Annotated in this window: 22 protein-coding genes and 1 pseudogene; 14 read left to right on the top strand and 9 right to left on the bottom strand. The window is 69.4% G+C overall.

Features of this window, described 5'->3' with window-relative positions; genetic code table 11:
- Positions 1–7: 7 nt before the first annotated feature.
- Positions 8–1,252 (bottom strand): ROK family transcriptional regulator, encoded by a 1,245-nt coding sequence (locus ABD378_RS26710; protein WP_344524593.1) that lies wholly within the window; start codon positions 1,250–1,252, stop codon positions 8–10.
- 246 nt (positions 1,253–1,498) lie between these two features.
- Here ABD378_RS26710 and ABD378_RS26715 point away from each other — a divergent pair, with 246 nt between their 5' ends.
- The 3 genes from ABD378_RS26715 to ABD378_RS26725 all read left to right on the top strand — a co-directional run bounded on the left by ABD378_RS26715 (position 1,499) and on the right by ABD378_RS26725 (position 6,051).
- On the top strand, positions 1,499–2,986 hold the full coding sequence (locus ABD378_RS26715; protein ID WP_344524633.1) for a sulfatase family protein: 1,488 nt from the start codon (positions 1,499–1,501) through the stop codon (positions 2,984–2,986).
- A gap of 12 nt (positions 2,987–2,998) precedes the next feature.
- On the top strand, positions 2,999–4,321 hold the full coding sequence (locus ABD378_RS26720) for a family 43 glycosylhydrolase (protein ID WP_344524595.1): 1,323 nt from the start codon (positions 2,999–3,001) through the stop codon (positions 4,319–4,321).
- 104 nt (positions 4,322–4,425) lie between these two features.
- Positions 4,426–6,051, top strand: a complete 1,626-nt coding sequence (locus ABD378_RS26725) for a class I adenylate-forming enzyme family protein (protein WP_344524597.1) — start codon at positions 4,426–4,428, stop codon at positions 6,049–6,051.
- A 118-nt stretch (positions 6,052–6,169) separates the two neighbouring features.
- Here the strand turns inward: ABD378_RS26725 and ABD378_RS26730 are convergent, their stop codons facing one another.
- The gene (locus tag ABD378_RS26730) at positions 6,170–6,718 is read right to left on the bottom strand and encodes a DUF1062 domain-containing protein (protein ID WP_344524599.1); all 549 of its coding nucleotides are present in this window, start codon (positions 6,716–6,718) and stop codon (positions 6,170–6,172) included.
- Positions 6,719–7,040: 322 nt separating this feature from the next.
- On the opposite strand from ABD378_RS26730, the gene ABD378_RS26735 reads away from it, so the two are divergent.
- The gene (locus tag ABD378_RS26735; RefSeq protein WP_344524601.1) at positions 7,041–8,237 is read left to right on the top strand and encodes an NAD(P)/FAD-dependent oxidoreductase; all 1,197 of its coding nucleotides are present in this window, start codon (positions 7,041–7,043) and stop codon (positions 8,235–8,237) included.
- Between the two features lie 10 nt (positions 8,238–8,247).
- Entirely contained in the window at positions 8,248–9,186 is a 939-nt protein-coding gene (locus tag ABD378_RS26740; protein WP_344524603.1) for a sigma-70 family RNA polymerase sigma factor, read from the top strand.
- Between the two features lie 48 nt (positions 9,187–9,234).
- Here the strand turns inward: ABD378_RS26740 and ABD378_RS26745 are convergent, their stop codons facing one another.
- From ABD378_RS26745 to ABD378_RS26755, 3 genes are all read right to left on the bottom strand, one after another.
- On the bottom strand, positions 9,235–10,827 hold the full coding sequence (locus ABD378_RS26745) for an amidase (protein WP_386542799.1): 1,593 nt from the start codon (positions 10,825–10,827) through the stop codon (positions 9,235–9,237).
- 453 nt (positions 10,828–11,280) lie between these two features.
- A complete protein-coding gene (locus tag ABD378_RS26750) occupies positions 11,281–12,267 on the bottom strand; it encodes a TerC family protein (RefSeq protein WP_344524607.1) in 987 nt (328 codons plus the stop codon).
- Between the two features lie 276 nt (positions 12,268–12,543).
- Positions 12,544–13,563, bottom strand: coding sequence for a class I SAM-dependent methyltransferase (locus tag ABD378_RS26755; protein WP_344524635.1), 1,020 nt, complete (start codon positions 13,561–13,563; stop codon positions 12,544–12,546).
- A gap of 228 nt (positions 13,564–13,791) precedes the next feature.
- Between ABD378_RS26755 and ABD378_RS26760 the strand changes: the two genes are divergently transcribed.
- Entirely contained in the window at positions 13,792–14,232 is a 441-nt protein-coding gene (locus ABD378_RS26760; protein ID WP_344524609.1) for a VOC family protein, read from the top strand.
- Positions 14,233–14,263: 31 nt separating this feature from the next.
- Here the strand turns inward: ABD378_RS26760 and ABD378_RS26765 are convergent, their stop codons facing one another.
- Complete coding sequence (locus tag ABD378_RS26765; protein WP_344524611.1) at positions 14,264–15,169, bottom strand: LysR family transcriptional regulator; 906 nt, start codon at positions 15,167–15,169, stop codon at positions 14,264–14,266.
- 124 nt (positions 15,170–15,293) lie between these two features.
- Here ABD378_RS26765 and ABD378_RS26770 point away from each other — a divergent pair, with 124 nt between their 5' ends.
- From ABD378_RS26770 to ABD378_RS26795, 6 genes are all read left to right on the top strand, one after another.
- Complete coding sequence (locus tag ABD378_RS26770) at positions 15,294–15,458, top strand: hypothetical protein (protein ID WP_344524613.1); 165 nt, start codon at positions 15,294–15,296, stop codon at positions 15,456–15,458.
- A gap of 208 nt (positions 15,459–15,666) precedes the next feature.
- Positions 15,667–16,653 carry an ATP-binding cassette domain-containing protein gene (locus tag ABD378_RS26775; protein ID WP_386546523.1) on the top strand — a complete coding sequence of 329 codons (987 nt, stop codon included), beginning with the start codon at positions 15,667–15,669 and terminating at the stop codon, positions 16,651–16,653.
- Positions 16,650–17,441, top strand: a complete 792-nt coding sequence (locus tag ABD378_RS26780; RefSeq protein ID WP_344524617.1) for an ABC transporter permease — start codon at positions 16,650–16,652, stop codon at positions 17,439–17,441. The genes ABD378_RS26775 and ABD378_RS26780 overlap by 4 nt, the downstream gene beginning before the upstream one ends.
- Positions 17,442–17,734: 293 nt before the next feature.
- Positions 17,735–18,394: a DUF4232 domain-containing protein gene (locus ABD378_RS26785; protein WP_344524619.1), complete on the top strand. Its 660-nt coding sequence runs from the start codon at positions 17,735–17,737 to the stop codon at positions 18,392–18,394.
- Positions 18,395–18,599: 205 nt separating this feature from the next.
- On the top strand, positions 18,600–18,782 hold the full coding sequence (locus tag ABD378_RS26790) for a hypothetical protein (RefSeq protein WP_344524621.1): 183 nt from the start codon (positions 18,600–18,602) through the stop codon (positions 18,780–18,782).
- A 113-nt stretch (positions 18,783–18,895) separates the two neighbouring features.
- A complete protein-coding gene (locus ABD378_RS26795; protein ID WP_425583865.1) occupies positions 18,896–21,904 on the top strand; it encodes a helix-turn-helix transcriptional regulator in 3,009 nt (1,002 codons plus the stop codon).
- Between the two features lie 35 nt (positions 21,905–21,939).
- On the opposite strand, the gene ABD378_RS26800 is transcribed toward ABD378_RS26795, so the two are convergent.
- Entirely contained in the window at positions 21,940–22,518 is a 579-nt protein-coding gene (locus ABD378_RS26800; protein WP_344524625.1) for a helix-turn-helix domain-containing protein, read from the bottom strand.
- A 172-nt stretch (positions 22,519–22,690) separates the two neighbouring features.
- Between ABD378_RS26800 and ABD378_RS26805 the strand changes: the two genes are divergently transcribed.
- Entirely contained in the window at positions 22,691–23,944 is a 1,254-nt protein-coding gene (locus ABD378_RS26805) for a benzoate/H(+) symporter BenE family transporter (RefSeq protein ID WP_344524627.1), read from the top strand.
- Positions 23,945–24,897: 953 nt separating this feature from the next.
- Here the strand turns inward: ABD378_RS26805 and ABD378_RS26810 are convergent.
- Together ABD378_RS26810 and ABD378_RS26815 are read right to left on the bottom strand one after the other, a co-directional pair.
- Positions 24,898–25,107 (bottom strand): hypothetical protein, encoded by a 210-nt coding sequence (locus ABD378_RS26810; protein ID WP_344524629.1) that lies wholly within the window; start codon positions 25,105–25,107, stop codon positions 24,898–24,900.
- A gap of 81 nt (positions 25,108–25,188) precedes the next feature.
- Positions 25,189–25,554, bottom strand: coding sequence for a hypothetical protein (locus ABD378_RS26815; protein WP_386542796.1), 366 nt, complete (start codon positions 25,552–25,554; stop codon positions 25,189–25,191).
- A gap of 350 nt (positions 25,555–25,904) precedes the next feature.
- Between ABD378_RS26815 and ABD378_RS26820 the strand changes: the two are divergent.
- Positions 25,905–26,007, top strand: a pseudogene (locus ABD378_RS26820) (aminoglycoside phosphotransferase family protein); the annotation flags it as partial.

The raw sequence follows: 26,007 nt of genomic DNA on the forward strand, positions 1-26,007 counted from the left end.
GGTGGCTTCACGCGTTCTCCTCGGGGACGGGCCGTGGGTAGTGGGAGAGCAAGGGGGATTCGTGGAGAACGAGGGCGATGCCGCCCAGCGCGCTGCCGGCCTCGCCGAGCGTCGCGTGCCGTACGTCCACGTGCTGGCGGGCCATCGGCATCAGTTGCTGCCGCAGGGCCCGTTCGATCGGTTCGAGCAGGGTGGGGCCGGCCTCTGCCAGCTCACCGCCGACGACGATGACGCCCGGGCCGACGGCATGACAGACCGCGGCAAGGACCCCGCCGACGTCGTTGCCGACGCGCTCAAGGACGCCCAGGGCGGCTGATTCTCCGGCAGCGGCGGCGTCCAGGAGCCCGGCGAGGTCGTCGGCCCGGCCACCGGCTTCGCGGTAGCGGTACAGGACCGCGTCGAGCGAGGCACGGGTCTCCAGACAGCCGGTTCCGCCGCAGTCGCACGGTCTGCCTGCCGGGTCCACGGTGATGTGTCCGAACTCGCCGGACAGGCCGTTGCGGCCGCGGTGCAGCGCGCCGCCCACGACAAGGCCGCCGCCGACGCCGTGCGACAACCGCAGGTAGAGCACGTCGCTGCTGTCCGCCGCCGCACCCCATACCGCTTCGGCGAGCGCCGCGAGCCGGGTGTTGTTGTCCAGGAGCACCGGCACACCGAACTGCTTGCGCAGCAGGTCCGGCAGGCCGTCGATGCCCTGCGCATGAGCGTTCTCGCTGCCGGGTTCGGTGATCGGTCCGACCACGCCGACGCCGATCGCGCTGAGCGCGTCGAGGTGGAGGGCGCCCGCCGCGCCGCGTGGGCCGCCGTCCGCCGAACCGACGGACGAACCGGTGGCCAACGTAGCGAGAAGACGGCCCGCGATGTCGATCCGCTCGGGCCAGGACAGGTCCGCGGCATGCGCCTCGCTCGCCGAACCGATCACCTCATGGGCGAAGTTGACCGCCGCGACGTGCACGGCACGGCGGGCGAAGTCGATGCCGACCGCCTCGCCTGCTGCCGGGTTGAGGCTGAGCTTCTCCACCGGTCGGCCGCGCTTGCGCACCTCGACATGCGGTGTGCCGGCGACCACGGAGCCATTGCCCACAAGCCCGGCGACGATGTCGTGGAGCGTGGTCCGGGAAAGACCGCTGCGGGCGCCCAACTCGGCGCGGCTCAGCGGACCGTGCTTGCGGAGCAGCTCGAGGACTGCTTGCTCATGGCTGCGTCGGAGCCGCGTCAGCGGACCGTCATGTTCGTGCATGCAGGACAGCATGTGAGCACGGAGTATTTTCGTCAATGAGTCGAAACAAATTATTCATGAGAACGCCATAGCGGGCCTGGAAGCCCAGCTCGTGACTTCTCGCCGGCGCACGACGATGGGCACACGCCCTTCGTTGGGCACCTCCGCGTGATTTAAGTACGCACTCTTGACTTAAATGAGTGCCGGGTCGGAGCATGCGTCGCACGGCAACCCGAGAGCCGGACCGACCGACCCGAAAGGCCCTCCGTGCGCCACAACATGCTCTTCCTGATGACCGATCAGCACCGGGTGGACACCCTGGGCGCGTACGGCAACCCGCACACGCACACCCCGAACGTCGACCGGCTCGCGGCCGATGGCACACGGTTCGACAGCTTCTACACCCCCACCGCGATCTGCACCCCGGCGCGCGCCAGCCTGCTCACCGGGGCGGCCCCGTTCCGGCACAAGCTGCTTGCCAACTACGAGCGCAACGTCGGCTATCTCGAGGACCTCTCCGACGACCAGTTCACCTTCTCCGAGCAACTGCAGGCCGAGGGCTACAACTTGGGGCTCGTCGGCAAGTGGCACGGCGGCGTGCGGCGCACCGCCGCGGACTACGGCTTCGAGGGCCCCGACCTGGCCGGCTGGCACAACCCCGTGGACCACCCCGACTACCTCGCCTACCTCGCGGAGAACGGCCTGCCCCCGTACCGCATCTCGGATCCGGTGCGGGGCACCACGCCCAACGGCAGTCCCGGAAACCTCCTTGCCGCCCGCCTCCACCAGCCGGTCGAAGCCACCTTCGAGTACTACCTCGCCACGCGCACCATCGAGATGCTCCACCGCTTCGCCGCGCAGGAGGGCCATGGTGACGGGGCGCCGTTCTTCCTGGCCACGCACTTCTTCGGCCCGCACCTGCCGTACATCCTCCCGGACGCCTACTACGACATGTACGACCCCGACCTGGTCGAACTACCCGCCTCGGTGTGCGAGACCTTCGCGGAGAAACCGACGGTCCAGCACAACTACAGCAAGCTGTGGGCCTTCGACACCATGACGCCGCAGGAGTCCCGGAAGCTGATCGCCGTCTACTGGGGCTACGTCACGCTCATCGACGAGCAGATCGGCCGAATCCTCGACGCCATGCGGGAGTTGGGCCTGGACGACCGGACAGCGGTCTTCTTCACCGCCGACCACGGCGAGTTCACCGGCGCCCACCGGCTGCACGACAAGGGCCCCGCGATGTACGAGGACATCTACCGCATCCCCGGGCTCCTGAAGGTCCCCGGCGCCCCGCAGGGTCAGGTGCGTAAGGAGTTCGTCTCCCTCACCGACTGCACCGCAACCATCCTCGACCTGGCGAACAGCAAGACCGAGCCGGCCGTGGACAGCCGCAGCCTGCTGCCCCTCGTGCGCGGCGAGCACCCGCAGTGGGACGAGCACCACCTCGCCGAGTTCCACGGCCACCACTTCCCGTACCCGCAGCGGATGTTGCGCACCAGAAGCCACAAACTCGTGATCAACCCCGAGTCCCGCAACGAGCTGTACGACCTCGACGCCGACCCCCACGAGCTGCACAACCGCCATGACCACCCCGAAATGCGGGGGATACGCACGGCCCTGACCCGGCGTCTCTACGACCTGCTCCGCGAGCGCGGCGACAACTTCTACCACTGGATGACGCCGATGTACGACGTGGAGACGGACTACGACACGACCCTCTCCGCCTTCGAGTCCGACAGCACGCAGCGCCCTCACGACTAGGGAGACAGACTGATGACCAAACCCGTGAACGAGACGCATCTCGGCCGACGGTCCGTGCTGGCCGGCCTGGCCGGCTCCATGGGAGTGGCGGCACTGCCCACCGCCGCCGCACAGGCACTGCCAGCGAAGGGGAGCCCGACAAGGCGTCACCCGTCGAACTGGCCCACCCTCGAGCCGTACGGCCTCGCGGACACCCGCAAGGACTTGTGGCCGCGGGAGGACAACTCCTTTGTCCTGCCTCTCGAACTCCGTCCCCGCGACAAGGAGTTGGGGCGCATCTGGATGCGCGACACCTACGTCAACTGCTTCGTCGTCAACGGCCATCCGCTCTACGTCGCCACCGGTACCACCCGCGTGCCCGGCCTCACGGCGGCCGCCCCCTGGAACGACGGCCTCTTCGTATGGACGGCACGGTCCCTGCACGGCCCATGGCGGCTGGCCGACACCACCGGCATCCGTCCCGGCGCCGAGCGCGGAAAGGTGTGGTCGCCCGAGTTCGTCGGGGAGAACCGCCCCGGCCGCACGGTCGTCGCCCCGTGGCAGGAGTACTGGTACGACGACGAGTTCGGCAAGCGCGGTGAGGTGTGGGCGCCCGAGCTGCACCACTACCGCGGCAAGTGGTACCTCGTCGCGTGCATGGGCGACCACTCGCGGAAGGTCGGCTCGTTCCTGCTGGTGAGCGAGGGCGGGGTCGCGGGCCCGTACCGCCTCGTCGAGGGCAATCTCGACAAGCCCTTCGGCGACTCGTTCATCGGTGGGCCGTCGTTCATCAAACCCGGCGCGTACCACCACATCGACGGCAGCCTCTACACGGAGGGCGCCGACGCGTGGCTGGTGCTGCACAATCACGTCTACGCCAAGTTCCGCGAGGACATGGAGGACATCGTCCCGACGACGAACCTCCCGGCGTTCCAACAGACGCCGTACAAGCCCGAGCCGTACCTAGAGGGCGCCTACGTCTTCAAGCACGGCGGCAAGTACTACCTGCTGCACGCCGCGTGGGACCGTACTTCGGCCAATGCCGACGGCAGCACCCGCCACGCCTACGACCCGCCGGGCACCGGCCGGACGCAGTACCAGTACGACGCGGTCGTCGCCGTCGCGGACCGTTTCGAAGGGCCGTACTCCGAGCGTTGGACCGCGGGGGTGGGCGCCGGGCACAACAACTTCTTCAAGGACCGCGACGGCGGCTTGTGGGCGACCTTCTTCCGCAACCCGGCCCACGGTTACTGGGCGGACCCGTCCCGCGCCGACGATGCCGCGGTGGCCGGTGTCGTGCGCATGGAGTGGACCGGCCCGAAGGGCAACCGCCTGTACGTACGGCGCCAGTCCTAGAGTCGAGCTGCCCTCCCGGGCCGGGGCATGGTACTCCGCGGGCTGATGGCCGAAGTTGCCCCCTGTGAGGACACGGTTCCTGAGCGGCATGTTTGCATGTGTCCATGATCATTAACGCGCAGCAAACATCCGAGCCGCGGACGTACCTGGACCGCATCTTGGAGCACTGGCACAAGGACGAGGACGCCGAGGCGCTCGTCCAGGGTGCGCAGCGGCTGACCCGGGGGGAGGCTCGGCGGCGGCTGTTCCGGTTGGGGCACGCGCTGCGGCGGCAGGGGCTCGAACCCGGCGACGGAGTAGGGCTGTTCCTGGCCAACCGTGTGGACTCCGTGCTGGTGCAGCTCGCGGTCCATCTCATCGGCTGCCGCGTCGTGTTCCTGCCGCCCGAGCCGGGGCCCGGCGAGCTCGCCGCGCTGGTCGAGCAGTCCCGGGCGCGCGCCGTGGTCACCGACCCGCTCTTCGCCCGGCGGGCCGCCGACGCGGCAGGCCGCAGCATCCACGCCCCTGAGCTGCTCAGCCTCGGGCCCTGCGAGCAGGAGTGCACGGACCTGCTGGCCCTGGCGGCCGAATGCCCGGCGGTGCGCCCCGACGGCGTGCCCGCCCCGGAAGGGGACGAAGCCGTCACCGTTCTCTACACGGGCGGCACCCTCGGCCGACCGAAGCTCGCCGCGCACAGCCACCGGCTCTACGACACGCTGGTGGGCCTGGTGGCGGACGACCCGCAGGACTCCGGCTCGTCGTTCTTCCCGACCATGGACCCGGGCACGGACCGGGTGCTCGCCGCCACGCTGCTCACCCACGGCAGCGGCCACCTCACCTCGATCCAGGCGCTGGTGACAGGGTCCGCCCTCGTCGTGCTGCCCGAGTTCGAGGCGGGCGCGGCCCTTGCGGTGCTGAGCGAGGAGCGGATCACCGCCACGATGTTCGTGCCGCCGATGCTGTACGCGCTTCTCGACCACCCGGAGTGCGTGCCGGGCGCTCTCCCCGCGCTGCGGCGGATCGTCGTCGGCGGCGCGGCCTCGTCGCCCAGCCGGCTGCAGCAGGCGGTCGAGGTCTTCGGGCCGGTGCTCAGTCAGGGTTACGGGCAGTCGGAGGCGCTCGGTATCGCCGCGTTCGGCGCTGAGGACCTCGCGTCGGAGGGGGCACGGCGGCCCGAGCTCTGGCGCAGCTGCGGTCGCGCGATATCCGACACCGAGATCGAGATCCGTGGTGAAGACAGCGCGGCGGCGCTGCCCGTCAGGCAGGTCGGCGAGGTGTGTGTCCGCGGCGAGACGGTGATGCTCGGCTACTACGAGGACCCGGAGCGCACCGCGGAGGCGCTGCACGACGGCTGGCTGCGCACCGGGGACATGGGCTATCTCGATGCCGAGGGGTACCTCTATCTCGTCGACCGGGCCAAGGACATCATCGTCACCGGCAGCACCAGCGACAACGTCTACTCCAGGGTCCTGGAGGACTTCCTGCTCACGCTGCCCGGTGTGCGCAACGCGGCGGCGCTCGGCGTGCCGGACGAGGAGTACGGGGAGGCCGTACAGATCTTCCTGGCCACGGCCGATGACGCTGACGTCGACCCGGACGCCGTCGGCGCGGCGGTGACCGCCGAGTTGGGAGAGCTGTACACACCCCGGAAGACGGTGCTCCTTCACCAACTGCCGACGACCAAGGTCGGAAAGGTGGACAAGAAGGCGCTGCGCGCCGAGTGGACGGGCGCGGCTTTGGCCATGTCGTAGGCCTGTGACGTCGGAGCCGCTGACGGAGCCGGTGACGGAGACGGAGAACAGCGGGGGACCAGGGGTCTGACCGGCGGGTCTTGCCGGACCGGACAGACCCCTGGTTCCGAGGGGGGGCTCAGCGCTTGAGCGTGAAGGTGAAGTCGCCGGAGAGCTTGCCGCTCAGCCGGACCGCCGAAACGACCCTCCCCTCCGTGACCAGTCGCTCGACCTCGGCCCGCGAAAGACCGCAACCGTCAGCGATCAGTCGCACCGGCCGGACAGGGATCCGTGCCGCGAAGCGGACCGATACGTCGATCACCTCGCTGTCCAGGTGATCCGATCCGCCGGTGTCGAGGCGCCAGGCGTTGTCCCAGTCGATGGCGATGCGATTACGCCGCCGCACGACCGGATCCTGGAGCAACTCGGCTGCCAGGGCAGGGTCGTTGTCATGCAGCCGGTCCAGCAGCTCAGGTCGTACGGAGCGCACATTCATCCGCTCCAGGACCGTGAGCTTCGAGGTCTCCCCGCAAGTGGTGCAGAGCGCGAGGAGCCAGGCGTCGATGAGCTTGTGGTTCGCGTTGACGCGAAATTTGCCGCTCGTCCGGAAGCGCTCGGACGCGCACGCGTGGCAACGGCGGAGAACGGCAGGCAGGCAGGTGGGCATGACCACCCAGCTATTGAGCACAGAAGTACACCGGTTTCAGTGAGAAGTCCGCAGCAAAAAGGAGCGCGGCGCACATGCGCGACGCGCGACAGATCAGCGCTCGGGAGGTCTCACAGGGTGTACAACGGCACGTCCTTACCCAGACGACTTGGCCCGGCAGCACGGTAGTGGCGTACAGAGGCGCTGTTCCACTGGTTTTCGACCTGCCGAGGGCAGGCCCAAGTGCCCCGGCGGAGGCTCAGCCGCTCGCCCCGATCCCGTGACCGGCGTCACACCACGCTCCTGTCAGTAATCGGGGCGCCATCTCGTTCAGAGGGCACGCGAACGAGACAGGAGCAACGCCATGAAGCACCGCATCGTCGTACTCGGCGCCGGATACGCCGGGGCCTTCGCCGCCGGAAACCTGGCCCGCCGGCTTTCCCCCGCCGACACCGAGATCACCGTCGTCAACGCCGTGCCCGACTTCGTGGAGCGGATGCGGCTCCACCAGCTCGCGATCGGCCAGGACCTCGCGTTCCGCAAGCTCGCCGACGTGTTCGCGGGCACCGCGGTGCGGCTGCGCCTGGCGCGCGTCACCGGCGTCGACCCCGACCGCAGGACCGTCGCCGTGACCGGCGAGGACGGCGACGGCGAGCTCGCGTACGACACGCTTCTCTACGCGCTCGGCAGCTCCGTAGCCCACCAGGGCGTCCCCGGCGTGGCCGAGTACGCCTTCGATGTGACCGGCCGGTCCTCGGCGCTGCGTCTGCGCGAGCGCCTGGCGAGCCTGGGTGGAGGCGGCACCGTCCTTGTCGTCGGTGAAGGGCTGACCGGCATCGAGACCGCCACCGAGTTCGCCGAGTCCCGGCCCGACCTCTCGGTCGCGCTCGCCGCCCGCGGTGAGTTGGGCACCTGGCTCTCCCCGAAGGCCCGCCGTCACCTGCGCCAGGCCTTCGACCGGCTCGGCATCACCGTCCACGAGCACACCGGCATCGAAGCCGTCGAGCCGACACGGGCGATCGTCGACAGCGTCACGGGGTCGTCCATCCCGGCCGACGTGACCGTGTGGGCGGCCGGGTTCGCCGTGCACCCCATCGCGGCCGCCAGCGGCCTGGAGGTCGCCGAGACCGGCCAGATCGTCGTCGACCGCACCATGCGCTCGGTCTCGCACCCGGACGTCTACGCCGCCGGAGACGCCGTCTACGCGATCGGCGAGAACGGCCGGCCGCTGCCGATGTCCTGCGCCTCGGCCGGCTTGACCAACATGCAGGCGACCGCCGCGATCATCGCGCGCCTGACAGGCAGCAAGGTCCCGACCGTCGGGCTGAAGTACTACGGCAACCACATCAGCCTCGGGCGGCGGGACGCGATCTTCCAGATGGTGGACGGGGACGCTGGGTCGAAGTCCTGGTACCTGGGCGGCCGTTCCGCCGCGCGACTCAAGGCGGGCGTGCTCAATGGGTCCTGGCTCGGCATCGCACACCCGACCTTCGGCATGCCGAAGCGCAAGCGCCGCCTGGCCACCGCACCTGACCGGGCCGGTGTGAGGGTTGCCGCATAGGCTGCTGCGCATGGACAGCGCAGCCATTGATCGGTTCGAGGCCAGCCGGGGCCGGCTGGCCTCGCTCGCCTACCGTCTGCTCGGCTCGGCCGCCGATGCCGAGGACGCCGTGCAGGACACGTTCCTGCGCTGGCAGGCCGCGGAGCGCGGACAGGTCGAGGTGCCGGAGGCGTGGCTGACCAAGGTCGTCACCAATCTCTGCCTCGACCGGCTCCGCTCGGCGCAGGTGCGGCACGAGCGAGCGGCCGGTGCCTGGTTGCCCGAGCCGCTCCTCGAGGGCGACCCGATGCTCGGCCCGGCCGACACCTTCGAGCAGCGCGAATCAGTGTCCTTGGCCGTACTGACCCTCTTGGAACGCCTCTCGCCGGTCGAGCGGGCGGTCTATGTCCTGCGTGAAGCCTTCTCGTACAGCCACGCCGAGATCGCCGGGATCCTCGACATCACCGAGTCCGCGAGCCAGCAGCATGTCCACCGGGCCCGGATCCGGGTCGCCGCCGAGCGCCACCGCGGCGGAGAGGCCGACCCCGCGTCCGCGCGCCGGGTCGTCGAGGAGTTCCTCGCCGCCGCCACGTCCGGGCGCACCGAACGGCTGGTGGCGCTGCTCACCGACGACGTGACGGCGGTCTCGGACGGCGCAGGACTGGCCAAGCGGCTGTTGCGGTACAAGACGCGCGAGCGGGTCGCCTCCTACGTCCGGGCCGGTTTCAAACCCACGGCGGCGAAGCGACGCCTTGCCGGCGGCTCGCCCGCGATCCATATCGTGCTGGTCAACGGCTCCCCGGCCGTCCTCGCCGTGGTCGACGACCGGGTCGTGGGCGCCGTGGCGTTCGAAGTCAGCGACGGCAAGGTCGCGTACCTGCAGGGCATCGCCGCCGCGGACCGCCTCACGCGCCTCAACAGGGCCTGGCAGCAGCACGAACCCGACGCGCCGGTCATCAACGCATGGTGACCAGAGCCGAGCCACCGGAATCCGGTGACCTGGCCACGCAGTCCTTGTTCACCGTGGCGCGGCCGCCCCGACCGTCGGCAGGTAGCGCGGCGCTCGCCAGGCCTCCAGGCGATGCTCCACCGCGGCCCCCAGCGACAGGAGCTTGCCGTCCTGGTGGTCACCGGCCATCAGGAGCAGGCCGACCGGCAGTTCGTTCACAGAACCGGCTGGCACGGAGAGGGACGGATACCCGGCGACGGCCGCGGGGGTGGAGGACGGGATGACGTCGTTGTCGCCGCGCGCGCAGTCGGTCGTCCAGGCGGGCGGGTTCGTGGGCGCGGCGATGGCGTCCAACCCGTGGGCGGCCATGGTCTCGTCGATGGAACGCCGGGAGAGGTCCTTCAACTCGGCACGCATCGCCCGGTACTTGGGATCGGTGGTGGGCGGCGCCGCGAGGGCCTGCTCGAACAGCTCCTGGCCGGCGAAGCAGGTCTGCTCCTCGGGGTGGCCGCGGTTGAACTCGATCAGCTCGGCGAGGTTCCGGGGTCCTTCGCGTGTGCCGAGGTAGGCGTCGATGTCCCGGTGGAACTCGCTGAGCAGCGCCGGGAATTCGAGTTCGGCGAGCCGCGCCTGGTACGGGGGTGTCACCTCGACGACCACGGCTCCGGCCTTGCGCAGCTTCTTCGCCGTACGGGTCATCACCGCGTTCACGTCGGCTCCGAGCGAGGGCAGTCGCCACAGGCCGATCCGCTTGCCGCGGAGGCTGGTGCCGTAGTCGGAGGTGCCGTAGTCGGCCGCCGCTTCCTCGGCCGGGAGGCCGGACGGGCCCGCACCCTCACTCAGCACCGAAAGCGTGAGGGCGGTGTCGATCACGTTGCGCGCCATGGGCCCGGCCGTGTCCTGCTCGGCGGAGATCGGCACCACGCCCGACTGGCTGACCAGGCCGAGGCTGGGCTTGTGGCCGACGACGCCGTTCATACCGGCCGGGCACACGATGGAGCCGTCCGTCTCGGTGCCGATCGCCACCTGTGACAACGACGCGGCGAGCGCGGCCCCCGATCCGGCGGAAGATCCGCACGGATTCCGGTCGAGGACGTAGGGGTTCTTGGTCTGCCCGCCCACCGCCGACCACCCCGATGTCGGCTTCGCCGCACGGAAGTTGGCCCACTCGGACAGGTTGGTCTTGCCGAGGATCACCGCCCCCGCCTTGCGCAGCCGGGTCACCAGCGTGGCGTCGGTGCCGGGCGGGCTCCCGGCGAGGGCGAGCGACCCGGCCGTCGTCGGCATGTCACGGGTGTTCACGTTGTCCTTGAGCAGGACGGGGATGCCGTCCAGCGGCCCAAGGGTCTCGCCACGCCGGTGCCTGGCGTCGCTGGCTGCCGCCTGGCGCAGGGCCGTCGGACTGGTGCGGAGCACCGAGTGAATCTTGGGATCGACGTTCTCGATCCGCCGCAGGTAGGCCCGGGTCAGCTCCGACGAGGTCAGCGAACCGTGCGCCATGCGCGCCTGTAACTCAGGGATGGTCACAGTGTCGAGGTCGACTCCTGGCGTGCGAGGCGACCCGGTCGGCGGCGTCGAACTGTCGACGCCATGCTCGGCGGCCTGCGCACCGGTGTTCGGTACGCCGGTCAGAAGGGACCCCGCGACAAGGGCGGCGGTCATTACGGCAATGCTCCTCTTCCCCATGCGGGTCAGCGGACTACACGGGCAGCGTCCGGCGCAAGGGTGCGGGACTTCCGTAGATCGCGAACACCGCGTCCACGCGAGGTAAGTTCACCCGCCCATGCACCGGGCTCAGGGCACGCCGTTACGGTTTCGCTCCCTCGCTCGTCGGGGTCTTCTGCCCTTGCACGTAGTTCGGGCAGCTCGGGTTGTGGCAGGGGCCCGACTTCCATAGAGGAACGAAGATCCCCATCGTCTTGTGTCGTGTGACCTCCGCGGCCACAGGTTTCTTGCAGGCGGGGCAGACATGTCCGGCCTGCGCTGCCGTCGCACTCTCGCCGCTGCTCATGGAATCAGCATACGGTTATTTTGCACTTATATGGGGTTAAGTTTACAAAATAGGGCCTAATGGGGCGTCGAGCCGATCCCTGGCGGATCCGGTGGGGTGAGCGGTCAGCTGGCCTGTGGCGGGTCGTCGGGCTCCCGCGGCTGCTGAGGCGGGGGTTGTTCATCCGGGTGTCGAACGCTGAGCGCGACGGACGCGGCCAGAACTGTGACGATGACTGCCAGGCTGACCGGCGAAGGGATCTCCGGGATGCTGGTGCTGATCAGCTTGTGGGAGGCCTGAAGGATCAGCTTTACGCCGATGAAGGACAGGATCAGGGCAAGCCCTTTGCTGAGGTAGTGGAACCGGTCGAGCAGCCCGGCGAGCAGGAAATACAGGGCGCGAAGGCCGAGGATGGCGAACGCGTTGCTGGTGTAGACGATGAACGCGTCGTCGCTGACCGCGAGCACGGCGGGCACGCTGTCCACGGCGAAGATCAGGTCGGCTGCCTCGATCGCGGCGACGACCGCGAGCAGCGGGGTCGCGACCCGCTTGCCGGCCTCCTTGACGAAGAACTTCATCCCGGCGTACTCGTCCCGAACCGGCATGACCTTGCGCAGCAGCCGGACGGCGAAACTCTTGCCCGGGTCGAAGCTGTCCTCTTCCTCCTTGAGGATCTTGTACGTGCTGTAGAAGAGGATCGCCGCGAAGGCGAAAAGCACCGCGGTGAAGCGACTGACCACGGCCACTCCGGCAGCCAGGAAGATGCCTCGGAACACCAGGGCGCCCATGACGCCGAAGAACAGCACGCGGTGCTGGTAGGCGCGGGGCACCCTGAAGTAGGCGAAGATCAGCGCGAAAACGAACAGATTGTCGACCGACAGGCTCTTCTCCAGCAGCCACGCCGTCGTGTATTCCACTCCTGGAGTCGTGCCAAGCACCAGGAAGACGACCGCGCCGAAGATGAGGGCGAGACTGATCCACACGCCGCTCCACGCGGCGGCTTCCTTGAACCCGATGACATGCGCTTCCCGATGCGCCAGCAGGTCCACGGCCAGCGACACGACCACAGTGACGGCGAACGCCGCCCAAAGCCACACCGGCACATCGAGCACGGAAACCCCTCAGCGGACGGGGGTGAAGAAGAGAGCTGCCCTCTACAGCAAGTCTGAACCGGTACGTCACGCTTGTCGCGCGCGCCCAGGCAGGGAGGCAGGCGCCGCCCCGCCGAGCGCGGATACCGCTCGCCCGTGATCAGGCGCTGTCCGGTGCCGCGGGCGCCGGTCGCGCCACTGGCGGTAGCGGTGCGTGGGCGAGGTCGAGCCTCGGATTCAGCGCCCGCGCCGCGGGGACAGACCGGAGGCCCTCGGGCAGGACCGGAACGCCTGCGTTCAGCGCTTCTTCCGTGCCACGTAATACACGTTGAGGATGTCGCCGTCGACCTGCCGCACGGTGACATCGTCGAATCCGACCTCGGCGAGCATGCGTTGGGCGGTCTGCCTGCCCCACACCGTGCCGAGTCCGGCGCCGCCTTCTCCGAGGGAGACCGTCATGCAGTAGAAGACGGAGAAGGTGTAGAGCGCGGGGCCCAGCGGGTGGTCGAGGTTCTCCTCCAGTTTGCTGGAGGCGTCGATGTCTCCCATGAGGAACGTTCCGTTGTCCCGTAGCGCGGCTGCGACGGAGGCAAGGACCTGCGCGGGACGCGCCAGGTCGTGGATCACGTCGAATGCCGTGATCAGGTCATAGTCGCCGGACACCTCGGCCGTGTCGCTCACGTCGAACCGGACGTTCTGCAACCCCAGGCCTTCCGCCTCCCGCCGCGCCGCCGCGATGCCCGTCTCCGAAATGTCCACGCCGCGGAATCTGCTGTTGGGGAAGGCTTTCGCCAAGAGGTTGACCGCATGTCCCTGCCCGGTGCCGATGTCCAGAGAGTCGATTCCCTCACGCAGGCGCTCGGTGAGGCCGGGTGCCAGAGGAATGACGGCATCGATCAAGGCGGCGTCGTACACCCTTGCCGTCTCCTCGGCCTGGAGTTCCTGGAAGCGGGGATAGGACGAGTACGGGACGCCGCCGCCTTCCCGGAACGCCTGGAAGACCTCGTCCTCGACGATTCCGATCAGCGCGAGGTCTTGCATGAAGGACGCCAAGTTGTCGGGTCCGGCGGCCCGGGTGAGCGAGGCTGCGTGCTCGGGCGGCAGCCGGTAGGTGCCGTCCTCAGGGGTGTACTCGACGATCCCGCCCACGGTCATCCCGCCGAGCCACTCGCGTACGTATCGCTCATCGAGGCCGGTGGTCACGGCGATCTGGTCGCTCGTGGAGGGAGGCAGTCCCGCCATCGTGTCGAACAGTCGCGCCCGGTGCCCCAGGCTGCACAGATGTCCCAGACAGGCGTCATTCAGCACCTGCACCATCCGGCCGGCGAACTCTTCCTGCTTCGCGGGGTTGGTCGTGTGCGTGGTCACCGCCGTCTCCTTCCCGTCGCAGGTCGGAGAGCGATCAGGGGGACGCCGAGCCGCAGACCGGCCAAGGATGTCGTTGTCCTTCTGATGCTACGCCGGACAGGGGGCCCTGGATCGCCCACTTCAGGGGGGACCAGCGGGGGGAAATGAGCAACAGAGTCCCCCTGCTATGGTGCGCCGATGTCATCGACCAAGATCAAGCAGTTCCAAGTCACCTTCGACTGCGCAGAACCTGAGCGCGTGGCTCGCTTCTGGTGCGAGGTGTTGGGGTACGTGGTACCGCCGCCACCGGAGGGGTTTGCTACTTGGGACGATTTCAATCGCTCGCTGCCGCCTGAGGACCGGGATTCAGGGTTCGTCTGCATGGATCCCTCAGGTGTGGGCCCGCGAATGTATTTCCAGCGCGTCCCCGAAGGCAAGGTCGTCAAGAATCGGCTGCATCTTGACGTGCGGGTCGGCACCGGGCTCGTGGGTGAAGAGCGCCTGGCCGCACTTGAGGCCGAGTGCGCACGACTGATCCCGCTCGGAGCGGTACGCGGGCGACTGCTGCTTGCCGATGACGACAACGAGTCGTGCCTCGTGATGCAGGACATCGAGGGCAACGAGTTCTGTCTCGACTGAGCATTCACCGAGTCGGTGAGATGCCCAGCCTTCAACGCCGGACCGCGGCCGTCTCCTGGCCGGCCGTTTCGAGGACGGTCTGGACGAACGCGCGCACCTTGGGGATGTTCCCGGTGGCCGACCACAGGAGGCCGTATTCCACCGGCGGTGCGTCGCGGAAGGGGACGTAGACGATGTCCGGGCGGGAGTAGTAGTGCGCCGCGCGTGCGGAGGTGGGGGAGATTCCTTTGCCCGCGCCGACCAGGGCGAGCACTTCCTGCCAGGCGGTGGTCGACGGGCCGCGCGGTATGGGGCGGCCCTTCGGCGTGCGCTGGGGGTAGTGAAGGTCGAGGAAGTACTGGGGCTGTCCGGTGATGCTGACCAGTGGGGCCTCGGCGAGATCCTCCACGGAGACGGTCTCCCGCTCGGCGAGCGGGTGGTCGGCAGGGACGATGAGTGCGCGCGGCTCGGAGAAGAGCACCGGGCCGTTGACGATGTCGGGCTCGTCGATCGGCAGCTCTACCAGCTGGAGATCGCGGCTGCCGTCGCGCAACGGTCCGAGCGGGTCGAGCATGGGGGACTCGTAGATGTGGATCAGGCAGTCGGGGTGGCGGGCGCGGAAGGTGTCGGCGGCCGCCACTATGAGATCGCCGCACCACGCGGTGGCGTAGCCGACGTGGAATTCCCCGGTGATGCCCTGTCCTGCGGCGGTCGCGGTGGCCAGCGCCTCCTGGATCTGCTGGTAGCCGGCCATGAGTCCGTCCCGCAACTGAGCGCCGACGGGTGTCAGTTGGACGTTGCGGCTGGTCCGCTTGAACAGTTCGGCGCCGATGGCACGTTCCTGCTTCTTGATGGCCTGACTGACGCGGGCCGGAGTGACGTGCAACCGGTCCGCCGTCCGGCCGAAATGCAGCTCCTCCGCCAAGGCCAGGAAGATCTCGATCTCCCGCAACTCCACGCTTCCCGCCCCCGATTCGTGAACCTCTGTGTTAACTACGGTTGCAAGATACGTCGTTGATCCACCTTCCCGCAGTGCCGATGCTTGACCCGGATGGCAGTCGGCTGCGCGGAAGGAGCTCAAGATGAACGTCACCGTTTCGCCGGTGTTGGTGGCCGAGGGCATCACTCACCTCTTGCGCGACGGCGCGGCCACCGATCTCGTCGTACGCGAAGGCGACCCCGAACTGCTGCGCCAAGGACCCTGGGGTGGGCGGGCGTTGTCGCCTGATGTCCCAACGGTCTGGTGATCCAGTGCGCGAAATTGGCGCTGCACTGCGCCGCCTGATCACCCAGGCGCCGCCTGATCACCCATCAGTTCATTGAACGGACACCCCCATTGTGTCCGCATGATGCCACCGCGTTCTGAGCGCCCTCACCTTCCGCATCAGCCTCAACTCACGCGATCTCCTTGCTACTTCACCCCACGAACGGGAGGGCCCCATGCTCCATTCTGTTATGCCCGCGTCCAGGCAGGGCGACGGTCAACCGCTGTCGGCCGCAGTGTCCGCCGTCGGTCTGCGCAAGTCGTACGGCGACAAGGTCGTACTCGACGGCATCGATCTGCGCATTCCTGCCGGGTCTGTGTTCGCTCTGCTGGGGCCGAACGGAGCCGGTAAGACCACGGCAGTGAAGATCCTCTCCACGCTTGTCACCGCAGACGCCGGCGCCTTGCACGTCGGCGGCCACGACCTGGCCACCAACCCGCAGGCGGTCCGCGCGGCGATCGGGGTGACCGGTCAGTTCTCCGCGGTCGACGGCCTGATCACTGGCGAGGAGAACATGCTCCTCATGGCCGACCTGCACCACCTGCCGAAGCAGGAAGGCCGCCGGGTCGCCGCCGAACTCCTGGAGCGCTTCGACCTGGTGGAGGCAGCGAAGAAGCCCGCCTCCACCTACTCCGGCGGCATGAAACGCCGCCTGGACATCGCCATGACGCTGGTCGGCAACCCACGGATCATCTTCCTCGACGAGCCCACCACCGGCCTCGACCCGCGCTCCCGCCACAACATGTGGGCCATCATCCGCGAGCTCGTCTCCGACGGAGTGACCGTCTTCCTCACCACCCAGTACCTCGAAGAGGCCGACGAACTCGCCGACCGCATCGCCGTACTCAACGACGGCAAGATCGCCGCCGAAGGCACAGCCGAGGAACTCAAACGCCTCATCCCCGGCGGACACATCCGCCTCCGCTTCACCGACCCGGACGCGTACGCCTCCGCCGCCACCGCACTGCGCGAGGCGGCACGGGACGACGAGGCGCTGGCCCTGTCCGTCCCCAGCGACGGCAGCCAGCGCGAGCTGCGCTCCATCCTCGACTGGCTCGACTCGGAGGGCATCGAGGCCGACGAGCTGACCGTGCACACCCCGGATCTCGACGACGTGTTCTTCGCCCTCACCTGCCCGGCCAACGTCCTCAGCCAGACCAAGGAGAACGTCCGATGAGTTCCCTCTCCCTCGCTGTCCGCGACTCGAACACGATGCTGCGCCGCAATCTGCTTCACGCGTGGCGCTATCCGTCCGGAACCCTGAATCTGCTGCTCGCGCCGATCATGATGCTGCTGCTCTTCGTCTACATCTTCGGAGATGTCATGAGCGCGGGCATCGGTGGCGGTGGAGCGGATCGCTCCGACTACATCGCCTACATCGTTCCCGGCATTCTGATGATGACGATCGGCAGTACCGTGATCGGGGCCGCCGTGTACGTCTCCACGGACATGAACGAAGGCCTCATCGCCCGCTTCCGCACGATGAAGATCTACCGCGGCTCCATGATGATCGGGCACGTCGTCGGCAGCGTGCTGCAGTGCCTGGCCAGCGTGGTCCTCGTCGGTGCCGTCGCCGCGGCCATCGGTTTCCGGTCCATGGATGCCACGGTCCTGGAGTGGCTCGCGGCGTTCGGGCTGCTCGCGCTGTTCGCCGTGGCGCTCACCTGGATCGCGGTCGGGATGGGGATGGCAAGCCCGAACGCCGAGGCAGCCGCCAACAGTGCCCAGCCGTTGATCCTGCTGCCGCTCATCTCCAGCGCCTTCATCCCGGCCGGCACCATGCCCGGCTGGTTCCAGCCGATCGCCGAATACCAGCCCTTCACGCCGGCCATCGAGACCCTGCGTGGTCTGCTGCTCGGCACTGAGATCGGCAACAACGGCTGGATCGCCCTCGCCTGGTGCGTCGGCCTGATCGCACTTGGCTACCGCTGGTCGATGGCGCAGTTCAACCGCGACCCGAAGTAGGCGCGAGGGCCGCTCTCGCAGCTCGTCCCGCTCCACGGCGGCGTACTCCGACAGCGGGTCGGGGTACGCCGCCCGGTCGATTGTGTGCCCTGATGATCCACCGTCGTACGGGTTGGCCGGTGGTGGTGCGCGTCGCGCCCGGCTGTGCGTGTAACAGGAATGTATTAGGGGGTGGTTGGGCGGAACGGTTCGCCGGGCCGGGCGGGTCCTGGTGGTCAGAAACGCCCTCGTGCCGCCTCGTACCGACTCGTACCGAGGAACCGGCACCCCCGACCGATGCTTAGGAAGAAACGATGCGCGTTCACAAGCTCACCTTCGCCGCCCTCGCCGTTGCCGCGAGTCTCTCGCTCACCGCCTGCAACGACGACGACGCCACGGGACAGAGCGACCCGTCGTCCGCTTCCACCGCGTCCTCGTCGGGCGGCGGTTCGGGCTCGGGCGGTTCGGATCAGGGCGGCGGGGAGGACTCTGCCGGGAAGAGCTCCGGCGGGCAGGGCACGGCCGCCGGGACCGGCTCCAACGAGAACGGCAAGGTCGGCAAGTGCCGCACCGACGAGCTGGAGATCACGGCGATGGACAGCACCATCGATGGCGACGCCGATGGCACAGTCGCGGTGACGTTGAAGAACGGCGGCGGCCGGGACTGCGCGATATCCGGGTATGCGGGTGTCGACCTGAAGACCAGCCAGGGGTCGCTGTCCGCGAAGCGCACTGGTGAGCAGGCCACCCCGGGCACTCTCAAGGACGGTGAGTCGGTCTCCTTCGGCATCAACTACCCGATGAACGACTCGGGCGGCTCCGGTGTCCGTGTCACGGGGCTGCTGGTGACCCCGCCGGACGAGACGAAGTCGGTCACCCTCGACTGGCCGGGCGCCGCCACGCTGCCCGTCACCGACGGCGCCGGATCCCCCGTGAAGGTCGGCCCGATCGGAAGCGCCGGTCAGGGCGGCTGACCCGCACGCCATGCTGGGCACGGTCCGCCAAGGCCGCAGGGACGACGAGGATGCGGGGGCTGGGAGCCCGGCCTAAGGCCCCCTTGCTCCAGGCCTAAGGCACGCCTCCGTGCGGCAAGATGCGCAAGCCTCCCGATGTGGCGCCCTCACCTGGGAGACGACGCTGGAAGCGCAGCTAGAGACCAGCTCGTCCAGGGAGGCCGTCATGATGCATCACGAGTTCCAGAGCGCTCGCCAGGCGGAGATCCTCGCCCGCGCGGCGCGGCGCCGTGTGATCCGCGAGGCCAAGCAGGCCGCGAAGGCAGCGCGTACTGGCGCCGACAGGGCATCCGCCGCCGAGAGACCCTCCGGCGCCGACAGCCGCAAGCGCTACGTCCGCACCGCGTGAGCGAGCAAGGGCGTCGCCTGGCCGGGCGCCCGGCAGAAGCGGCCCCCGCCGAGACCGAGACCGGTATCGATACCGAAATCGCATCCGCTGTCCCTGACCTCGTACGTCATGCAATGCTCGGCACCGTGCAAAGCAGTCACATAAGCCCCTTCTTCGTGGGCCGCAGCGCCGAACTGGCCGCCCTCGGCGAGGCCCTGTCCCGGGCGGACGCCGGGGAGCCCTGCGCTCTGGTCGTCGGCGGTGAGGCCGGCGTCGGCAAGACCCGGCTCCTGGAGGAGTTTCTCGGCCGGGCCGCAGCGGGCGGGGCCGTCGTCGCCCTGGGCGGCTGCGTCGAGACCGGCGCCGACGCCCTGCCGTACCACCCCGTCTCCACCGCCCTGCGCTCCCTGCGACGCCAGCTCGGCGCGGAACTCCACGCCGCCGTCGCCGGTCAGGAGGGCGAACTCGCCCGGCTGCTGCCCGAGCTCGGTGAGATGGACCGGGGCCTCCCCGAAACCGACGGCCGTGCCAGGCTCTTCGAGCTCACCGTCCGCCTCCTTGAGCGCCTCGCCGCGGACCGGACCCTCGTCCTGGCCCTGGAGGACCTGCACTGGGCCGACCGCTCCACCCGCGAGCTGCTCAGCTTTCTGCTGCGCGCCGTCACCGACAGCCGCCTGCTCATCGTCGCCACCTACCGTGCCGATGACCTGCACCGCCGTCACCCATTGCGCCCCGCCCTCGCCGAGTACGAGCGGCTGCGCACCGTCACCAGCCTCGTACTGTCCCGCTTCGACCGCACCGAAGTCCGCCGCCAGCTCACCGCCATTCGCGGCGATGCCCCGCCCGAGCAGCTCCTCGACCGGGTCTTCGAACGCTCCGAGGGCAACGCGTTCTTCGTCGAGGAGCTGTCCCGCAGCATCGTCGAAGGCTCCCCGGGCGGTATCAGCGAATCCCTGCGCGACCTGTTGCTGGTCCGGATCGAGGCACTGCCGGACGAGGTGCAGCGCGTGGCGCGGATCGCCGCCGAGGGCGGATCCGAGGTGGAGTTCCCCCTCCTTGCCGCCGTCACGGGCCTCGCCGATGACGAGCTGATCGAGACCCTGCGTACCGCTGTCGGCGCCGCCGTCCTGCAGCCCTCCCATGAGGGTGAGTCCTTCCGCTTTCGGCACGCCCTGATGCGCGAGGCCGTGGCCGGCGACCTGCTGCCCGGCGAGCGCTCCCGGCTCAGCCGGCGCTATGCGGAGGCGCTGGAGGCCGATCCGACGCTCGTACGGTCCGAGGAGCGGGCCGGGCGCCTTGCCGGTTACTGGTTCGACGCCCGCGACCCCGCCAGGGCGCTGCCCGCCATGATCGCGGCGGCGGCCGCCGCCCGTGGCCGGCACGCGTTCGCCGAGCAGCACCAACTGCTCGAGCGGGCACTGGAGGTGTGGGACGACGCCCCCGAGGAGCTGCGTCGCAAGGCGATGCGGCAGGGCGTCGATGACGGCCTGAGTCCGGCCATCTCCCCGGACATGCCCGGGGACTTCGTGGACCTGCTCGCCGCGATGACCGTTGCCGCGCGCCTCACGGGAGAGCGGGAACGGTCGCTCGCCCTCTGCAACCGGGCGTTGCGCAAACTGGAAGGCGACCCGCTGCGAGCGGCCTGGTTCTGGGCCGAGCGCTATCAACTCGTGCGCGACCTCTCCCGTTCCGACGGCTGGGACGAGATCGTCCAGGCCCAGAAGCTGCTCAAGGGCCTCGCGCCGTCCGTCGTACACGCCGATGTGCTGACGCACGCGGCGCACTGGTACGCCGTGCACCAGCCCGGGCCGAAGGCGGTCGAGACCGCCGAACAGGCGGTGGAACTCTGCCGGATGACGGGCGCCGAGAACACCGGCCTTGCCGCGCGGCTCAACCTGGCCTGGCTCACCATCAACTTGGGAGACGTCGAGGCCGGACTCGAGCAGGCTCGCGACGTGTGCGCCCGTGACCTCGAACCGGGCAACGCCAGGGTCCTGCTGCAAGGCCGCGGCAACCTGTCCACGGCGCTGCACGGCATCGGCCGCTACACGGAGGCCGTCGAGGTCGCCGAGGAGGGCGGCGGCCTTGCCGAGCGGCACGGGCTGCCGGACACCGCCTCGTTCATCGACGCCAACCTCGCCGAGTCCCTCACCCAGCTCGGCCGCTGGGCCGACGCCGACGCGGTGCTCGACCGGGCCGGCGGCCGCCGCGGGGCGAGCCTCCGCACCCAGGGGCAGATCGCCGGGCAGCGGGCGGAACTGGCCCTGGCCCGGGGCGCCTACGACGAAGCCCGGCGGCTGATGGAGGAGTCCGACAGCTGGACCTCCGGCCGTTACCCGGAGCCGCAGCACAGCCTGGCCATGGCCCGGGTCGCCATCGCCCTTGCGGCTGCCGACGGCCGGATCCTCGACGTCCGCTCCCTGCTCGATGCGGCGGTCGGCGAGGCCATCGCCCCCGGCCACCAACGCTACGGCTGGCCGCTGCTGTACGAGGCCGCGGCGGCGGAGGCGCGGGCCCGCGGGCACGCGGTGGCCGAGCTGGGGCGCGAGGCGGCGCTGGAGCAGATCCGCGAGGCGATGCAGGGGCAGCCCGAATTCGCACCGCTGTGGGCCGTGCTGTCCCTGATGACCGAGGCCGAACTACTCACCGCCGAGGGCCGGGACACCAGCGCCCGCTGGACGGAGGCCGTCGCCGCCGCTGAGCAGTTGGAGGCCCCCGTGATGCTTGCCACCGCCCGGTTGCGGCTCGCGGAGGCCCTGATCACCCACGGCGGCACCGGGTCCCGCGAAGCGGCCGGTGAATTGCTGCGCCAGGCCGAGGCGGTGGCGCGCGACCTTGGCGCGACGCCGCTCGGGACGGAGATCACCACGCTGGCCGGCCGCGCCCGGATCCCGCTGCGGCAGGGAGATCGGGAGACGGCCCCACCCCCGGAGCCGGCTGCGGCGCTGGGGCTGACCGCCCGGGAGCGGGACGTGCTGCGGCTGGTCGCCGCCGGGCGGAGCAACCGGGAAATCGCGCAGGAGCTGTTCATCTCGCCGAAGACGGCGAGCGTGCATGTCTCCAACATCCTGGCCAAGCTGGGTGTTTCAGGCCGAGGGGAGGCCGCGGCCATCGCGCACCGGCTGGGGGTTTTCGACGAGTGACCCTCCACTGAGGCTCACAGCTTGACCGGAAGCTGTCATGCCGGGTCGGCTTCCGGGCCCAGTTCCGCGTGCGGGCCTTTCGGGTACCGGACGAAGAGGACGCCATGGACCTCGCCGTCCGGTGCGCTGTAGAAGTGGGGGACGTCGGCCGGCCAGTGGGCGTGGCCGCCGGGCCCGGCCGTCTGCGGTGCGCCCGGCAGGCCGACGACCGCCGTTCCGGAGAGCACCATCAGGCTCTCCGTGGTGTGCGGGACATGCGCGGCCGACTCCTGGGTCGCGCCCCCGGTGATGGTGACGCGGAAGACGTCGGTGGCCGCGCCCTGGTCCTCGTACCGCTCCAGGAGAACCGCGGTGACGGCGCTGCCGGAGACTCCGCCCGTGCCCGCCGCGACGCCGGGCGCCGGGTCGTCGAGGACCGCGCTGAGCGGGCGGCCGAGCGTGGTGGTCAGGGCGTAGAGCGTTTCCAGGGTGGGGTTGCGCCGGCCAGTCTCGAGCTCCGAGAGCGTGCCCTTGCCGACGCCCGAGCGGCGCGAGAGCTCCGACAGGGACAGGCCGTCGTCCTGGCGCAGTCGCTTCAGCCTGCGCCCCACCTCGTCGTTCAGACCCTTCCCCAAGTTCTCAACTCCGTTCGAACAGGGGAGACCCCGTCCCCGGTTCCGTCCGTGTCTGCGCCCACCGGCGCTTTGACGTGCCGCCACCTGCGTCCTTAGTGTTCCACAAACAGAACGATCCGTTTACGGAACGCTCCGAACCCGCTCTACCACCCCCTCCGGAAGTGATGCCCGCATGTCCCCGCTCGCCCGCATACGCGCCACCGCACCACCCTCGGCCGTGGCGGCGGGGCTCATCGCGGTCACCGTCGGCGTGACCAGTGCCGCTGCCCTCGTGTTCACCGCGGCACGGGCCGCGGGGGCGGACGCGCGGGAGGTCTCTTCATGGATGCTGGCGCTCGGCGTCGGGATCGCCGTGACCTGCGTGGGTCTGTCGCTGCGGTACAAGACCCCGATCGTCACCTCCTGGTCGACGCCGGGAGCCGCGCTCCTGGCCACCAGCCTGAGCGGGGTGTCCATGGAGAAGGCCGTGGGCGCGTTCGTGTTCAGCGCCGCACTGATCATGGTGAGCGGTCTGACGGGTTGGTTCGCGCGGATCATAGGCCGGATCCCGGTGCCGCTGGCGTCGGCGCTGCTCGGCGGTGTGCTGCTCGAGTTCGGGACGGGGCTCTTCTCCCAGATGAGCGGCAGTTTCGCGATCGCGTTTCCGGTGTTCGTGCTGTATCTCATCGCGCGTCGGCTGCTGCCTCGTTACGCGGTCCTCATCGCGCTCGGCGGTGGGGTCGTCGCCTCCGTCCTCACCGGGGGCTGGCATCTGGAACGCGTCCGGCTCTCGCTCGCGCAGCCGGTGTTCACGACTCCCGAGTTCGACTGGAAGGTACTGATCAGCGTCGGGGTGCCGCTGTTCGTCGTCACCATGGCCTCGCAGAACCTGCCCGGCGTCGCCGTGCTGCGCGCCTCCGGCTACGAGGTGCCGCTCTCGCCCGTCCTGACGTGGACGGGTGCCGTGCAGGCGGTGCTCGCGCCGTTCGGCGCGTTCGGCATCAACCTGGCGGCGATGACCGCCGCGATCTGCACCGGCGATGGGGCTCACCCCGACCGGGAGCGGCGCTACCTTGCGGCCGTGTGGGCGGGCGTCTTCTACCTGTGCGTCGGCCTGCTCGGCGCGACCGTCGCCTCGCTGCTCACCGCGATGCCGCACGCGCTCGTCCTGGCCGTCGCCGGGGTCGGCCTGCTCGCCACGATCGAGGCGTCCTTGGCCAGTGCCCTCTCGGACCCCGCGTCCAGGGAGGCGGCCGTTGTCACCTTCCTGGCCACGGCTTCCGGCGTGACGCTGCTGGGCATCGGGTCCGCGTTCTGGGGCCTGCTCGCGGGCGTGCTCACCAGCGTCATCGCGTCGGTGGGACGGCGGCGCCGAGCCGCCGCAGCCGCGCCTGCCCCGCAGCCGATCACGGCAGCCTCGCGCACACCTGAGCGAACTTCAGCGTGAGACCACCGCTGTACGGCCCGGGCCGACGCGACCTCGGCGATGATGCCAGCGCGCGCGGTGTTGACCACGACCACATGCAGACGTGACTTGACGAGGTTCAGCGCTGGTCCGAGGACCGGCCGCCGGCACCGGCCACTCCTGACACCGTCCCCACGGGTACCTGGCGCTCCGGGCGCCCGGCGGCCGCGGCGCGGGACGGCTTCCACACGGACAAGAAGGCAGCGAGCGCAGCGGGCGGGGCGAGAGGGGCCCTTTGAAGCATCCGAACAGCTGTCCGTCCAGGGCAAAGGTGACCGGCCACGCCCCCCCATGACCGCCGCGCCGGAGTGCAACGGCGAGAGGCCGAGCCCCTGTTGCAGGTAGAGCGCCATCACGAACAGCAACGCGAAGTTGGTGCTCGCTCCCAGCACATTGGCGGTGAGGCCCCGGTACATGGCCGACCTGGAGAGCACACTCACGCCCACCAGAGGGCTGCCGCCCTGCCACTTCACCTTGCGTTCCACCAGGATGAACCGCCAGCATCCGACGGCACCCACGGCCATGCACCACCAGGTCCACGCCGGCCATCCGTGCTCCCTTCTGACGATGAGCGGAAGGGTGGTCAGCAGCAACGCGACCGACAGGGCTGCCGTACCCCGCAGATCCAGACGTGTCGCCCTGTCCCCGGCTACCGCCGGCAGCAGCCTCCGGGCGGCGAAGTAGAGGATCAGGCCGACCGGAACGTTGATCAGGAAGATCAGTCGCCAGTACGGGTACTCGTGCAGCCCGCGGCGGTCCACCGCCTGGGCCGCCCCCGGTGCCCCCGGTCGCGCCGCCGCCTACGTCCGAACAACCCCACCTGCGTCAGCGACCGGGACGGCGCCGCCGTCCTGCTGACCCGCTCCGCCCACAAGTTCCCGCGTCTGCAGCATCTGTGGGCGGACCGGGCTCCTGGTTGGGCATCTAGACACCCACTAGACGCCCGTGCCGGGTCGGCCCGGCACGGTGGGGCGCGCGGCCGGACCTGGGGACGGCTGAAACCCGCCGAAGCCGTTGACTGCTTGCGCCGCCTGCTGCAGCGTCTGTGCGGCTACCAAACGGGATTCCGCCAGGACGTCACCGCGTTCACGTACCAGGTTCTCGTAGACCGGCAGATCGTCGTTCTTTGCTGAGGTGGGTGTCACAGGGCTGCCTCTTCTCGGTGTCTTTCGCACTTCTGACCTGCCTTACCGGGCCCCGGCCTGGACAGGGAAATCCGAAAGCGGTCACGCCCGCCCGAGCCGGGCGGCGATCCCGTGACCGACCAGCAGATAAATGACAGCCGGTAGACCGTAATTGAGGAGAATGCGAAGCCCTTCTGTGTCCATTGTGAAGACATCCTGTGACCACCAGGCCAGCCAGTCGGCCGTTCCGTGCACAAACTCGACAAAGACGTTGGTCTCGTTGGCTTCGAGCAGGTAGAGCAGGATCCACAGGCCGAGGAACACGGCGGCGATGTCAGCGATCGTGTGGATCGCCAGGGCCGCCCGCCGAGCGGTGCCCTGGTTCCGCTCACGGCGCTGTGGGGGCTGTGGGGGCTGCGGGGACTGGCCGTAGGCGTGGTGGCCCGGCATCGGGTCGATGTTGCTCACAGGTGTCCTATCTGACGCGTCACTTTGCGGGCCGGGGAAAGAGAAACACTCTCGTGGGTTCCCCTCAGGAGAGTCTCCTGCCGCGTCACGCATTCCGGATCGTCGCGCGGGCCCGTGTACGTCTGCGTCGGATGGCCGCTGTCGCGTTACTCGGCCATCGGAATATCCCAAATACGGCCAGGTTTTCTGCAACTTCCCCAAATGCACGGGAGTGGGATTGCTACCAACACCCCCGCCCTGAACGGTGTGTGTCGTGCACGAGACCGCCGGGTAGCGGGACGAGGTCAGCCGCGCGATCACACGCGATAAACCTGGCGACGTCGACGATCACCCCCGGGATACTGGTCGCCATGGATGAGGTCAAAGTCGTCGTCGCCCATTCCGAGCGCGCGACCCTGCGCGTCGGCGACGTGTTCCTGAAGGTGGACGCCGATCAGGCGCGCATCGACGTAG

Source organism: Streptomyces rectiviolaceus, from assembly GCF_039533825.1.
Lineage (GTDB): Bacteria > Actinomycetota > Actinomycetes > Streptomycetales > Streptomycetaceae > Streptomyces > Streptomyces rectiviolaceus.

Bases quoted from the DNA above. Each gene is read 5' to 3' on its own strand.
- ABD378_RS26710 (WP_344524593.1), bottom strand. From the start codon at position 1,252: ATGCTGTCCTGCATGCACGAACATGACGGTCCGCTGACGCGGCTCCGA.
- ABD378_RS26715 (WP_344524633.1), top strand. From the start codon at position 1,499: ATGCTCTTCCTGATGACCGATCAGCACCGGGTGGACACCCTGGGCGCG.
- ABD378_RS26720 (WP_344524595.1), top strand. From the start codon at position 2,999: ATGACCAAACCCGTGAACGAGACGCATCTCGGCCGACGGTCCGTGCTG.
- ABD378_RS26725 (WP_344524597.1), top strand. From the start codon at position 4,426: ATGATCATTAACGCGCAGCAAACATCCGAGCCGCGGACGTACCTGGAC.
- ABD378_RS26735 (WP_344524601.1), top strand. From the start codon at position 7,041: ATGAAGCACCGCATCGTCGTACTCGGCGCCGGATACGCCGGGGCCTTC.
- ABD378_RS26740 (WP_344524603.1), top strand. From the start codon at position 8,248: ATGGACAGCGCAGCCATTGATCGGTTCGAGGCCAGCCGGGGCCGGCTG.
- ABD378_RS26745 (WP_386542799.1), bottom strand. From the start codon at position 10,827: ATGACCGCCGCCCTTGTCGCGGGGTCCCTTCTGACCGGCGTACCGAAC.
- ABD378_RS26755 (WP_344524635.1), bottom strand. From the start codon at position 13,563: ATGGTGCAGGTGCTGAATGACGCCTGTCTGGGACATCTGTGCAGCCTG.
- ABD378_RS26760 (WP_344524609.1), top strand. From the start codon at position 13,792: ATGTCATCGACCAAGATCAAGCAGTTCCAAGTCACCTTCGACTGCGCA.
- ABD378_RS26770 (WP_344524613.1), top strand. From the start codon at position 15,294: ATGAACGTCACCGTTTCGCCGGTGTTGGTGGCCGAGGGCATCACTCAC.
- ABD378_RS26775 (WP_386546523.1), top strand. From the start codon at position 15,667: ATGCCCGCGTCCAGGCAGGGCGACGGTCAACCGCTGTCGGCCGCAGTG.
- ABD378_RS26780 (WP_344524617.1), top strand. From the start codon at position 16,650: ATGAGTTCCCTCTCCCTCGCTGTCCGCGACTCGAACACGATGCTGCGC.
- ABD378_RS26785 (WP_344524619.1), top strand. From the start codon at position 17,735: ATGCGCGTTCACAAGCTCACCTTCGCCGCCCTCGCCGTTGCCGCGAGT.
- ABD378_RS26790 (WP_344524621.1), top strand. From the start codon at position 18,600: ATGATGCATCACGAGTTCCAGAGCGCTCGCCAGGCGGAGATCCTCGCC.
- ABD378_RS26795 (WP_425583865.1), top strand. From the start codon at position 18,896: ATGCTCGGCACCGTGCAAAGCAGTCACATAAGCCCCTTCTTCGTGGGC.
- ABD378_RS26805 (WP_344524627.1), top strand. From the start codon at position 22,691: ATGTCCCCGCTCGCCCGCATACGCGCCACCGCACCACCCTCGGCCGTG.